Origin of the sequence: Paenarthrobacter sp. NPDC018779 (assembly GCF_044391085.1) — a bacterium.
In the GTDB taxonomy this organism is placed as follows: domain Bacteria; phylum Actinomycetota; class Actinomycetes; order Actinomycetales; family Micrococcaceae; genus Arthrobacter.
Window position 1 is genome coordinate 1 of sequence record NZ_JBIRZS010000043.1, and the last position, 12,513, is coordinate 12,513.

The window sequence follows — 12,513 nt, forward strand, 5'->3', positions numbered from 1 at the left end:
GCGACACCCTCTACGCCATGCTCCGCGACGGCACCCTCTACCAAGCCCAAACACCCAAAACCGCTTGACGAAAAACATAGGGACACTCTCACCAAGGTGGGACGCGTCGGCCAGCAGGGAATGAGGTGTACCTCCCCGACCTACTTTGAGCCCCCGCGGATCCGAATGAACCCCATTCCAGTTGGGTTTCGGCCGAGCCGCACTCAAAGTGGGTCGTGAAGGTACGCCGCTGCTCAGCCCAGGTGCTCAGCTCACGCGATCCGAGCGTCCGTGTCGGGGTCTTTCCGGGTATCCAGCACCCCTGCGACCTTCTTTTCAAGGGCGGCAACCGTGGTTTCAGGAAGGACAATCAGGCCGTCCAGTTCTTTCCGGGCGCGCTTGTAGGCCGTCTGACGCTCGGCCGGAGTGGCCGCGACATCCTCCGCAATGCGCAGGAGTTTCCTTGCCGTGGCCAGGCGTTCCCGTTCCGGGCCAGTGAAGTTGCCGTCCTTGATCCGTTTTGATTCGCGCTCTGCGATCTCGAAGGCAATCTCATAGCTGTGCACCGTCGCCCGGTATTCGGCGAGGCGGGCCGCCGTCGTAATTTCCGCAGGCGAAGCGGGACGCATGCCATCGGCTTCCTTCTTGGCACGCAGGAAGGCCACCGTAAGCGGCTCGCGGACGTCGCTCATCAACGGGTAGTCAATGAGCTTCCCAACATCCAACTCGTAGTCGAGCCATTTGTGGTTCACGGCATCGTGGGCGGCCATCAAGGCGGCCACTTCGGCTTGGCTGGCCTGCTCGGTTACGGCCTGCTGGTTCTTCAGCTTGTACAGCTCAACTTTGCGCCGGTGCCGACGTTCGCTGGCCCGGGAGAGGGACTTGGCCCAACCGCCCGCCATCCCACCGAAGACGAAGACAAGCCACCAGTACTGACCAATAAAGTCGAAGAAGGGTTGCACAAACTCATCCTCCCACCGCCGTGGACCTGCCTCAACAACGGCCGGGCCACCTCACCCGGTGATGTTCAGCGGTTTGACCCGTTCAGCGCAGGACGCCCTTTGGAATTGAGGTTCCCCGCGGCCTACCCGGTTGTTCCTGCCGGTGTCGTCGCACCAGTCGACACCATCAGGGGACGCACCAACGCTGGCTGTTCCCGGTTTCATGGTTGCGGGCACTTGGAACGTGTAGGAGAAGCCGCCTGCGTCGGCCATGGGAGCTGTGGTGGTGAGAACTTCGACGCCGGTGGAATCCTTAACCACGATCAGCACCCGTGCGTCGTGGCCGTAGCGCGGATCGCAGGTGGCATCCGCCGCGGTAACTGTCACGGAGTCACCGGGCCTCGCGGCGGTCGGGCTGACGGTGTAATCCGGAGGCATACAGGGCGGGGCGCCTCCCCAGTAGGAGATGCAGCCGCTCAAGGACATGCCGGCAATGAACCCCACGGCCACGACGGCGGCAGTTCGACGAGTGCTGATGCCATCTGTAGTTGCCATGCTTCATTGTCGCCCGCCCGAGCGCGGAAGCGCCCTGCCCCCGGATTCCGCGCCCGGATCGTTGCCTCGGCCGCAACTCCACACCGGCCCTTCAATGCCGCTTAGCTTGGCACAATCCGGCCCGAGCATGAGAATCTCTTACGCTCAGCCTGAATATCCGTTAGCACTCACCGCGCCTCGCTACGCTCTTTTAGGAACGCAAAACACAGTTTTGGAAGGACTCGCCGTGCCCCTCACGAATGACCACAATGACGTGGAAACCGCCCACCCCTTCAACGTGGTGGTTGCCGGATCCACCAGCGCCGCAGGGCAAGCTGTCATCGCCGCACTCCTCGCGAAGGGAGCTCGCGTTGCCGCCGTCGACCTTGATGCCACCCGACTGGAGGCATTGGCCGAAACCTACCCGGACACCAAGACCTATGTCTGCAACCTCTCCAACCCCGAAGCCGTGGAAAAGCTCGCTGCGGACGTCCGCAACGATCTCGGCGGCGTGGACGGACTCATCCATTTGGTGGGCGGCTGGCGCGGCGGCGAAGGCATCTCCGGCCAGCGCGACGAGGATTGGGACATCCTCCACGCAAGCATCATGACCACGCTCCGGAATACATCGCGCGCCTTCTACGCCGACCTCGAGGCCTCGCCCCGCGGCCGCCTGGCCATCGTTTCGGCTGTAGCGGCTGCCAAGCCGACCGCGGGCGGTGCCAGCTACTCCGCGATCAAGGCAGCGTCGGAAGCCTGGGTCCTGGGCGTGGCGGACGGCTTCAATGCCGCCCAGTCAGGCCACAAGACCGAGCCGAAGGAGCAGACCTCGGCAGCCGTGGTGTTCGTGGTGAAGGCGCTCCTGGACGACGCCATGAAGGAGGCGGCGCCGCATCGGAAGTTCCCCGGTTACACACACGTCAACGAACTCGGCGAGCACGTGGCCGCCTTGTTCGACGCGCCGGCCTCCGAGCTGAACGGCACACGCCAGCACCTGGCCTGAGTTATGGTCGCACCTCCTCGCTAGCATGGCCGTATGGACCAGCGACTGCACTTCATCACGTTTGCCACGCCTGATCTGGACCGGGCCCGCGCCTTCTACAAGGACGGGCTCGGTTGGGATCCCCTCATGGACGTCCCCGGCGAAATCATCTTCTTCCAAGTTGCCCCCGGGCAGGTTCTCGGCCTTTTTGACGCAGACAAGTTCGATCAGGACTTGGCCAGCGGGACCAAAACTGTGGGCGTCAGTGGCGTCACTTTGTCCCATAACGTTGGCAGCGAGGCGGAAGTGACCCGCACCATTGAGCAACTGGTCTCAGCGGGCGCCAGTGTCATCAAGCCGGCCCAGGCAGGCGCGTTCGGCGGCATCTTCCATGGCCACGTCAAGGACCCCAACGGCGTTGTGTGGGAAATTGCCTACAACCCCGGCTGGCGGATCGACGACGACGGCACGGTAGTTTTCGGATGAGCGCGCCACTGCGCTCTTCCGATGGCGTCATCACCGCGGAGGCGCACGTGCAGTTCGAGGCATTCATCGACGAACACCGCCGCGCACTGAACGCCAGCCTGGACGGACTCACCGAAGAACAAGCACGACGCCGGCTGGTCCCCTCGCGGACGACGCTTCTGGGCCTCGTCAAACATGTGACTTTCGTGGAGAAGGTGTGGTTCAACGAAGCGATCACCTGCCGCTCCCGCACTGAGATCGGCATTCCATCGACGCCGGACGAATCGTTCATCCTCGAAGACACGGACACGATCGCCAGCATCCAGGAGGCCCACCGCGAGGCGTGCGAAGCATCCCGCCGCGCGGCCGCCGACCTGGGACTTGATGACCTGCTCCTGGGGAACCGGCGCGGCCCGCTGCCCCTGCGCTGGGTATACCTGCACATGCTCCGGGAGTTGGCACAGCATTGCGGTCACGCGGATATCCTGCGGGAACAAATTCTGGACGGGCAGGCCGATCCTGCCTAGCACCCCCCTTTTGGCATACCAAAATTCGACTTTCCTCGCATATATTTCCCTAAACGCTTGCGAGCACTCGATCGATTGAGGCATTCTGGAATACCAAATAGGGATTGCTAGTTCGCAGCAACCCCGGTAGTTCCACCCAGGAGTACAACGATGTGCCTTCACGACCACACCTCAGCACCAAAGCCCGCCGGTGAGTTGCCTCGCCGTGGCATCCTGGCCGGCGCCGCCGCTTTGGCAGGCATCTCCGTTGCGGGCATCGCCGCACAAATGGTCTCCGCTCCCCCGGCTTTGGCAGATAACCCGAAGTCCGGGCCGAACTACCCCGGCCAGCCCCTCACCACCCAAGCAGTGGTCATCGAGGGCGGCACCGTGGTGGACCCCAAGACCGGCGATGCCGTAACGGACGGCGTGGTCGTCCTCGACGGCGGCATGGTGACCGCCGTCGGAACCCGGGGCCAGACGCGCAAGGCCGTTGCCGCCGTCGGAAACCGTGCGCGTGTGCTGAACGCGTCCGGCCGTTGGGTCCTCCCGGGCCTCGTCGATGCCCACGTGCACGCCAACGCCTTGGCGGATGCCCGCCTGCTTCTCCAGGGTGGAGCGACGAGTGTCCGTAGCGGGTCGAGCACGTTCTACCAGGACATCGCTATGGCCGCAGTACCTCAGTGGGCTCCGGGTGTCACTCCGCGTATGACCCCTGCCGGCTTGTTCATCTCCCCGGACCAGGGAGACTCCCTCCTGGCCGATCCAGACCTGGCACCGCTGGCCACGCTCAAGGGCGGCGTCACTGAGGCCCAGGATTTGGCCTACTTGACGCGTATCAACCTCAAGCGTGGTGCCGAGGTCATCAAGACCCGCGCCAACCCGCGCGCTGGCATCCCCGAGCAGGATCCCCGCGAATTGGTCTACAACGTGGATCAGATCGGGGCGATCGTGAAGGCAGCAAAGGGTGCCGGTGTGCTGTGCCACGCGTACAGCGCGGAGGGCATCGACGGCGCGGTCCGGGCCGGTGTCCGCAGCATTGAGCACGGCGTGTTCATGACGGAGGCGACCATTCATGAGATGGCGCGTCGTGGAACCTATTTCACCCCCACCATGGATGCGATCACCAGCATGGCCACCTCGAGCAACCCGATCCTGGCTGCCCGCGGCAAGGAATACACGCCTATCCTGAAAGCCGCAGTCAGGGCTGCCAAGGACGCGGGTGTGACGATCATCGCCGGTACGGACTCCTTCGGCACGGACGTGACGCCCATCGGCACCGAGGTCCGCTTGCTTTCGGAGGCCGGACTCACCCCCCTCGAGGCACTGCAGGCTGCCACCACCAACGCGGCACGTTTGCTTGGCCGCGGCGACGCTGTGGGTCGCCTGGTACGCGGCTCGCTGGCCGACGTCGTTATTGTCGACGCCGACCCCCTGGCGGACGGTTCTGCCCTCGAAAAGGTGAGCACCGTGATCGCCCAAGGTGCCGTGGTCCGCACCAACCTCTAACTGCAACCCGGGGTCACTTATCGCCCTTAAATCCCGCCAGAATGGGTTGTAAGTGACTCCGGGTTGCTTTAGGCGGGCAGCGTGAACTTGTCCTCCACAAGTTTGAGCAGCGGCCGGGAGTTCAAGCAGAGGAGGTACACCACCGCGCCGGCAATGAACGGTAACAGCCAAGCCGTCGTGCTGATCATCAGGAATCCGGTGATGAACAGGATTCCTGCGTTGCCAAGGGACACGCGCTTTCCGGATCCGAGCGTGTAGAGCGAAAGCCTATAAATGTCCACGGTCCTGAACGAGAACCGGGACAGCAACAACAACGCATGAACCGCAGCAGTGCACACGATGACCGCCAAGCCCAGCAGCCCAACCCGGGCAGCAACCATTTCAGGGTTGCTGCCCGGGAGGCTGAGCAGGTTACCAGCGATGACGGCAAGCAGAGCGAGGTACGGCAGCCATACGGCCAACGCCTGCAGGAAATTGAGACGGTAGGACTTCCTGAAGTCGCGAAATACTCCCGTGTCCTCCCCTGCCATGAGCCGGTTGAAGGCGTAGCACGCAGCCACGATCGCCGGGCCAGCCAGCACCAGCACAAGCAGGGCGAGGGGTCCGAGCCATGGCGAAGCGAGTATCGGCAGATTGGTCAGCACCAGCAACCCGGTGCCAACCAGAATCCCGTGGATGGTGCCGGCGGCCTTGAACAACGCCCCGGAACCAAACTCTGCTTTCGTGGCTGCCACCAGAACCTACTTCTTGTCCGCGTACGCCTTGTACGCCTTGTTGGCGAGGTCCACGTACTTCCCCATGCCCTTGCTGTCGAGTTCCTTCACGTAGGCAGCGAACTCGCCGAGGGCCCTCTGTCCGGTAATGAACTTCAGGGTGTTCTGCTTGACGTGGTCCTTGAGTGGCGTGAGAGCCAGGGTGGCTTGTTCACGGTCCACGTCGCTGAAGGGAACAGGCGGCGAGACAGGACGGGGTTTCTTGGACTTCATGGCCTCCTGGAAAGCCAATTCCTCCTCGTTGAATGTGGACTGCAGCAGATCCGTGGTACCGCCATAGGCGAAGTTGCCGCCGGAGAAACCGTAGTCAACGCGAAGGTCCTTGGTGCCGGCGGGGTTGAGGCCTTGGTAGTTGATATCAGCTGCGAGCTTCCGCTTGCCGCCCTGCTTGGTATAGGTGGTCCCTTCGACTCCCCACTTGCTGAACTCCTGACCGGCGTCGCTGTAGAACAGCCAGTCGATGTACTGAATGAGTGCCACGAAGCTGTCCTTGTCCTTCACGGACGAGTTCAGCATGATGCCGTTCTCCAGGCGGGTGCCGCCGATGATGTCACCGGCCGGGCCGCCGGGAACAGTGATCTTGCCGATCTCGAAGGCGCCCTTGCCGAGGGACTGTTCCATGGAAGTGCGGTAGGTGATGACGTTCTGCGAGTTGGCACTGATCACGAACGACTTTCCGGAGACGAACTTCTGGATGGCGGCATCGTCCGTCTGCGTGAAACTCTCCGGGTCCATCAGGCCCTCGGACACCAGCGAATTGAAGTATGTGGCGAGGTCCTTGAACTTGTCCGAACCCGAGGCGAAGGCGAACTCCTTTTTGTCCTGGTCAAACAGCAAACCGTCCACCAGGCCCCAACCAGCCACGGTGCCGAACGCCGGTGCTGCGATGTTCAGGACACTGTCACCCTTAAAGCGGTCGGAGAAAGGAACGACGTCGGGATACGCCTTCTTGAGCGCGCGGAGCACTTCACGGAGCTCGTCCCAGGTCTTCGGCTCCGAAAGTCCTTCCTTCTTCAACACGTCCTTCCGGAAGCACAGCGAGTAGTCCGGCCACAGTTCCTGGTGGAGGCCCGGAAGGACGTAGTACTTGCCGTCTTCCTGCGTGAGCGCCTCAATTTCAGGCTCCAGCTTCCACTTCTTGACCTTGTCCTGGTAGTGCGGCATCAGGTCCACGTAGTCGCTGACCGGCAACACTGCACCGGCAGAGACGAACGCCGATTCCTGTCCCGGGTATGTTTTGGCAATGATTTCCGGGGCGCTTCCTGAGCTGATGAGGAGACTGCGTTTCTGCTCGTAATCGCTGTTGGGAACGATGGTGGGTTCCAGGGTGATGTTGTTGTCGCTGGCCATCTTGGTGAAGAGCAGCCAGTCTTTCTTGTAGGGGTAGGTGGGCTGGTCTGAGAAGAGGAAGGAGAACGTCAGGGGCATCGTCGCCTTGAACGTGTCTCCCACTTTGAAGCTGTCCATGGCACCCGTGCGGTTCTTGGAGGTGTCAACCTTCTCCTTGGTGTCGGCGTCGCACGCTGTCATGACCAAGCCGATGGTGACGACGGACGCGAGCCCCAGGAAGTCTCGTCTGCGGATCATTGGGTTTCCTTTCATGAGGGTTATTCCTTGACGGAACCGAGCATCACGCCCGAGAAGAAGTACTTCTGGACGAAGGGATAGACACAAAGGATGGGGATGACGGTAAGGACGATGGTCACCGACTGGATGTTGGCAGCGATCTGTCCGACGTTCTCGGCCGTGCCACCTGCAGATCCGGCAGTTGTGACGCCAGCGATCATGTTTCGGAGGTAGATGGTGACCGGGAACAAGTCCGGGTTGTCCAGGTAAAGGAAGGCTTGGAACCAGGAGTTCCAGTTGGCCACGGCGTAGAACAGCACCATGGTGGCGACGATCGCCTTGCTCAGCGGCAGCACCACGCGGAAAAGGATCCCGTACTGGGTCAGGCCGTCAATGGAGGCCGCCTCTTCCAATTCACGTGGCATGTTTTCGAAGAAGGACTTCATGATCAGCAGGTTGAAGACGCTGATGGCGTTCGGCAGCACCACGGCCCAGATGGTGTCCCGCATGCCAAGGGAGCTGATCAGGACGTAGTTGGGAATAAGCCCACCGTTGAAAAACATGGTGAAGACGGCCAGGCCAATGAAGACGCTCCGGCCTTTCAAATCCTTCTTGGCGATCGCATAGGCAAAAGACGTAGTGAGGACCATGGAGATGGCCGTCGCCACCACTGTGTAGAGCACTGTGTTCCCGTAGTTCGTCCAAAACGCGGAGTCAGCCAGGATCAGTTTGTACGTCTCAGTGTTGAAGCCCATGGGGAACAGGTTGACCTGCCCGGAGTTGATGAACCCCTCGCTGGAAAACGACTGCGCAATGATGTTCAGGAAGGGGTAGGCCGTCAGGAACACCACCAGCAGCAGGAACACCAGGTTGAATGCCTGGAACACGCGCATCCCTTTGGACACCTTCATGTTCCGTACCAGGACGACACGCTCGGCAATAGAAGTCTTGTTCACCAGAGGCTCGTTCCTGCGACGCGCTTGGAGATGGCGTTCGCTGAGAGGATCAACGTGAGGCCGATGACGGATTCGAACATGCCGATCGCGGCCGCGTAGCTGAAATTGCTGGATTCCAGGCCCACCCGGTACAGGTAGGTGGAGATGACGTCTGAAGCTGCATAGTTGAGCGGGTTGTAGATCAGCAGGATCTTCTCGAACCCGACGGCCATGAAAGTGCCAATGTTCAGGATCAGCAGGGTGATGATGGTGGGCCTGATGGCAGGCAGCGTTACGTGCCACGTCTGCTGCCAGCGGTTGGCGCCGTCGATCCTGGCTGCTTCGTAGAGGGATTCGTCCACCCGCGTCAGCGCGGCCAGATAGAGAATGGCGCCCCAACCCATGGTCTGCCACACTTCCGAACTGATATACATGGGCCGGAACCAAGTGGGATCCTGCGTGAAGTTCACAGTGTTGCCGAACAACGCTTCAGAGATCTGGTTCACCGTTCCGGTCATGGAGAAGTTCTGCAAAATCATTCCGGCAATGATCACCACGGACATGAAGTGCGGCAGGTACGCCACCGTCTGGACGAACTTCTTAAACTTCTGCGATCTCAGTTCGTTCAGCATCAGCGCGAAGATGATGGGCATCGGGAAGCAGAACACCAGTGTCAGGACACCCAGGACTATCGTGTTCTGGAAGGCCTGCCAGAAACTGGGATCGTTGATGAAGAGGGTGATGTATTTGAAGCCCACCCACTTCTCGCCAAAGATGTTGCCGCCGGGTTGGAATTGGCGGAAAGCGATCACGTTGCCGGCCATGGGCAGGTAGCGGAACACCAGGAAGTAGGCCAGTGGTAGCGCTAACAGTGTGTACAAACGCCAATCACGTTTGAGCGCCAACTTCCAGCTTCCGGGCTTGTCGCGGCGCTTATTCCGCGGTTTCTCCTCAACGACAGCCGCCGGAGGGGTGTCCAGCCTCAGTGCCATGACCCCACCTTTTCCTCAAGGATCAGGACGCCGTTTGCCTCTACCTCAACCGGGCCCTGAACCGGGCGGTCGCTGAGAAGGTCCGTGCCGCCGTCGTGAACGTCTACCTGGACGGGAGCGTCGTTGTGGTTGAGCACCAGCAGGAAGCTGCGGCCAGTGCCGTCGGCCTTGGTGCTGGCACGACGGCGGACCTGGACTCCCGCGGGCACGTCCAGTTCGGGGGCAACCCCCGCAGCCTGGAGTTCTTCGCCGAGCAATTGCCGGTGCAGGTCATCATCGAGGCGCGCGGAGAGGTAGAGAGCACTGCCTTGTCCGAAGGCGTTCCGCGTCACTGCTGGTACACCGGCGAGGCGGCCGGACGCGTAACTGGCGACGACCTCTGCCGTCTCGGCATGGATATGCTCGGTCCAGTAGCTCGCCGAGGAGGTACCGCCGTCGGGCGTTGAAAGCTTTACCTGTTCGTCCTCGCCGGCCAGCGGATGCATCTCCTCGCTCCACGCTCCCAGGACCTTCCGCAGCGCACCCGGGTAGCCGCCCAGGCGGATGCTGTTGTCCTCATCCACGATCCCCGAGAGGTAGGACGCCACCAGCCGCCCGCCTTCAGCCACGTACGTCTCGAACCTCGCCGCGGACTCGTCGGTGAGAAGGTACGACGCCGGCATGATCACCAGGCTGTACGGGGAAAGGTCGCTGTTGGCGCTGACGAAGTCCACGGTTACGTTGGCCTCGAACAGGGGCCGATAGAAGCGGAGGACTTCCTGCGCGTAGTTCAGGTCCGAACGCGGTGAGTTGCCCAGCTCAAGCGCCCACCAGCAGTCCCAATCGAAGACGATGGCCACCTTGGCTGTGGACCTCGCACCGGTGAGTCCGACCAGGGACTTCAACTCCTGGCCAAGCTCGCATACTTCCCGGAAGATCCGCGTGTCCGGACCGGCGTGGTTGACCATGGCCGAGTGGTAGCGTTCAGTGCCGCCCTTGGCTTGGCGCCATTGGAAGAACAGGATCGAATCCGCACCCTGGGCAATGGCCTGGTAGGAACCGAGGCGCATCTTCCCCGGAAGTTTGGACACGTTGATGGACCACTGGCTGACCGCTCCGGTGGCTTGCTCCATCACCATCCATGGCTGGCCTTGGCGGAGCGAGCGCATCAGGTCGAAGTTCAAGGCTGCAGCAATATGTGCATCCTCTTCCCGCGGATCCGGGTAGATATCCAGTGCCGCAGCGTCTTCTTCCGCCGCCCACGCCCAATAGTCGTTGGTTTTGTAGAAGCGCATGAAGTTGGTGACGATCGGCAGGTCAGGACTGTACCGGCGGAGGATGTCCCGCTCGGCCTTGAAGTGTTCCAGCATGCTGTCCGAGGTGAACCGGTGGAAGTCCAGGCGCCGGGAGGGATTGGACCACGTGCGTGGCTGCGCCGGAACGCGGACCTGGTTCCAGTCGGTGTAGTGCTGTCCCCACACCGTGGTGCTCCAGGCCTGGTTGAGTTCGTCCAGGGAGGAGTACTTCAGTCGCAGCCATTCCCTGAACGCCTTCTCCGCCCACGGGCCGTAGGACGTGGGGCCGTATTCATTGCCCACATGCCACATCCGAAGTGCAGGATGCTTGGCGTACCGCTCCCCCATCTTCTCCGCGAGGGCCAGTGACTTTGCCCGGTAGACGGGATGGGAAACATCAAAATGCTGGCGGGAGCCAAAGCCGAAAATACTGCCGTCCGCGCGCTCGGGCATGATGTCCGGATGCTGCTCCACGAGCCACGCTGGTGGGACCGCGTCCGGGGTAGCGAGGTCCACGCCGATGCCGTGGGTGTGCATGAGATCCATGACGTCATCCAGCCACCCGAAGTCGAAGACGCCGTCGGTGATCTCCAAGCGGCTCCACGAAAACACTGCCAGCGTCACAAGGTTCACTCCGGCTTGCTGCATGAGCCTGGCATCCTCCAGCCACACCTCACGGGGCCATTGTTCGGGGTTGTAGTCGCCGCCGTAGGCAATACCGCCCAAGCGTTCATGCAGGCGTTTCAAACGCTCTTCAGCGCTCAGTAAGTCCTCAGGGTGGATGGTCATCTTTGTCCTTCACTCGGCCTTCGTCGCCCCGAAGCTTCAGTGCGACGCGCATCACAGAGAGAAACTATCGTAAAGTTTACGCAATAACAACAGGTGAGTTTCCGAACTCGCGGGTAACTTCCGAGTTCGCTGGGAAGCCACTCCAGGTTGACGGCCCCAGGGTATCCGGGCAATGACGTGGCCTGGAGACTCCCCGAATGCACTCGCAAGTTATTGTCGAGTTTCTGAAGGAATCCAGAAACTATCGGAATTGGCGTCCCAGGGCTAGGTCTCACCGAGTACGCGGGAATGCGCCTATTTCGCTGTTCGCTACCAAAGGTTTTCGCAGGTTTCCGGCGAACTCGGCCGCAGGGAAGCTCAGCGACCCCAAGGCACGCCACCTCAGCAACCCGTTGACAGGTGACCAAATGGTCACCTATTCTGAACCCATGGACCCCGTGTTCAAGGCACTCGCAGACCCAACCCGCCGGCAATTGCTCGACGAGTTGTTCCGCGAGGACGGGCAAACCCTGTCAGCCCTCGGAGCCCGGTTCGAGATGACACGTTTCGGCATCGCCAAGCACCTCAAGCTGTTGGAGGATGCAGGACTGGTGGTCACCCGCCGTCGGGGGCGTGAAAAGCTGCACTTCCTGAACCCGGTCCCCATCAGGCTCATCCATGACCGCTGGGTGAGCAAATACGCAGAACCATGGGCCGCTGCCCTCAGCGACCTCAAATCCAGATTGGAAAGTCCCATGGAAAAGATCTTCGAGATTTACATCAAGACCACACCCGAACGGCTGTGGGAAGCCATCACCAACAGCGAGATCCGCAGTAAGTACCAGTTCGGGAACACGTTGACCTCGGACTGGACACCGGGCGGGCGCTTCGAGATGCGGAACGTCAAAGCGGACGCGCCACTCGGTGAGGGCGAGAACATAGAGGTTGATCCGCCGCGCCGCCTGGTCCAGACCATGACGGCCTTGTGGGGCGAGGACGTCAAAGCCGAGGGTACGTCCCGGATCACCTGGGAAATCGAGCCTGTGGGCGACTCCTGCCACCTCACCGTGACCCACGACCAGCTCCGCGAAGGCGCCAACGACCAGTTGTACGGCGGCTGGCCCATGATCCTCTCGGGCCTGAAGACCTGGCTCGAGACCGGCGAGACGCTGACCACGCCCGGCTCCCTCATGTACGCCTAGGGCGTGTCTCCTAAAGATGTCAGCCAGATGCTGATGGCTCGCAGGACGGCTCCACCGCGGTAGGTGAGGGCGAGTTTGTCGTAACGG

At 61.5% G+C, this 12,513-nt stretch carries 12 protein-coding genes; 5 read left to right on the forward strand and 7 right to left on the reverse strand.

The window, feature by feature from the left end:
- Nucleotides 1–251 precede the first annotated feature (251 nt).
- Together ACH488_RS21645 and ACH488_RS21650 are read right to left on the reverse strand one after the other, a co-directional pair.
- Nucleotides 252–941, reverse strand: coding sequence for a hypothetical protein (locus tag ACH488_RS21645; RefSeq protein ID WP_397326657.1), 690 nt, complete (start codon nucleotides 939–941; stop codon nucleotides 252–254).
- A 51-nt stretch (nucleotides 942–992) separates the two neighbouring features.
- Nucleotides 993–1,475, reverse strand: coding sequence for a hypothetical protein (locus ACH488_RS21650; protein ID WP_397326659.1), 483 nt, complete (start codon nucleotides 1,473–1,475; stop codon nucleotides 993–995).
- Nucleotides 1,476–1,701: 226 nt separating this feature from the next.
- Here ACH488_RS21650 and ACH488_RS21655 point away from each other — a divergent pair, with 226 nt between their 5' ends.
- From ACH488_RS21655 to ACH488_RS21670, 4 genes are all read left to right on the forward strand, one after another.
- Nucleotides 1,702–2,457, forward strand: a complete 756-nt coding sequence (locus ACH488_RS21655; protein ID WP_397326660.1) for an SDR family NAD(P)-dependent oxidoreductase — start codon at nucleotides 1,702–1,704, stop codon at nucleotides 2,455–2,457.
- Nucleotides 2,458–2,490: 33 nt separating this feature from the next.
- Nucleotides 2,491–2,922: a VOC family protein gene (locus ACH488_RS21660; RefSeq protein ID WP_397326661.1), complete on the forward strand. Its 432-nt coding sequence runs from the start codon at nucleotides 2,491–2,493 to the stop codon at nucleotides 2,920–2,922.
- Nucleotides 2,919–3,428, forward strand: coding sequence for a DinB family protein (locus ACH488_RS21665; protein ID WP_397326662.1), 510 nt, complete (start codon nucleotides 2,919–2,921; stop codon nucleotides 3,426–3,428). Before ACH488_RS21660 ends, ACH488_RS21665 begins: the two co-directional genes overlap by 4 nt.
- A 150-nt stretch (nucleotides 3,429–3,578) precedes the next feature.
- Nucleotides 3,579–4,916 (forward strand): amidohydrolase family protein, encoded by a 1,338-nt coding sequence (locus ACH488_RS21670; protein WP_397326663.1) that lies wholly within the window; start codon nucleotides 3,579–3,581, stop codon nucleotides 4,914–4,916.
- Nucleotides 4,917–4,984: 68 nt separating this feature from the next.
- Here the strand turns inward: ACH488_RS21670 and ACH488_RS21675 are convergent, their stop codons facing one another.
- From ACH488_RS21675 to ACH488_RS21695, 5 genes are read right to left on the reverse strand one after another with little or no spacing between them, the layout of a single operon-like run.
- Nucleotides 4,985–5,650, reverse strand: a complete 666-nt coding sequence (locus tag ACH488_RS21675) for a DUF624 domain-containing protein (RefSeq protein WP_397326664.1) — start codon at nucleotides 5,648–5,650, stop codon at nucleotides 4,985–4,987.
- Between the two features lie 6 nt (nucleotides 5,651–5,656).
- Nucleotides 5,657–7,291 carry an extracellular solute-binding protein gene (locus ACH488_RS21680; protein WP_397326665.1) on the reverse strand — a complete coding sequence of 545 codons (1,635 nt, stop codon included), beginning with the start codon at nucleotides 7,289–7,291 and terminating at the stop codon, nucleotides 5,657–5,659.
- Between the two features lie 5 nt (nucleotides 7,292–7,296).
- Nucleotides 7,297–8,166 carry a carbohydrate ABC transporter permease gene (locus ACH488_RS21685; RefSeq protein WP_397326668.1) on the reverse strand — a complete coding sequence of 290 codons (870 nt, stop codon included), beginning with the start codon at nucleotides 8,164–8,166 and terminating at the stop codon, nucleotides 7,297–7,299.
- A 41-nt stretch (nucleotides 8,167–8,207) separates the two neighbouring features.
- The gene (locus tag ACH488_RS21690) at nucleotides 8,208–9,182 is read right to left on the reverse strand and encodes an ABC transporter permease (protein WP_397326666.1); all 975 of its coding nucleotides are present in this window, start codon (nucleotides 9,180–9,182) and stop codon (nucleotides 8,208–8,210) included.
- A complete protein-coding gene (locus tag ACH488_RS21695) occupies nucleotides 9,173–11,245 on the reverse strand; it encodes a beta-galactosidase (protein ID WP_397326667.1) in 2,073 nt (690 codons plus the stop codon). The genes ACH488_RS21690 and ACH488_RS21695 overlap by 10 nt, the downstream gene beginning before the upstream one ends.
- A 428-nt stretch (nucleotides 11,246–11,673) precedes the next feature.
- Here ACH488_RS21695 and ACH488_RS21700 point away from each other — a divergent pair, with 428 nt between their 5' ends.
- Nucleotides 11,674–12,426: an ArsR/SmtB family transcription factor gene (locus tag ACH488_RS21700; protein WP_397326669.1), complete on the forward strand. Its 753-nt coding sequence runs from the start codon at nucleotides 11,674–11,676 to the stop codon at nucleotides 12,424–12,426.
- Nucleotides 12,427–12,513: the final 87 nt, after the last annotated feature.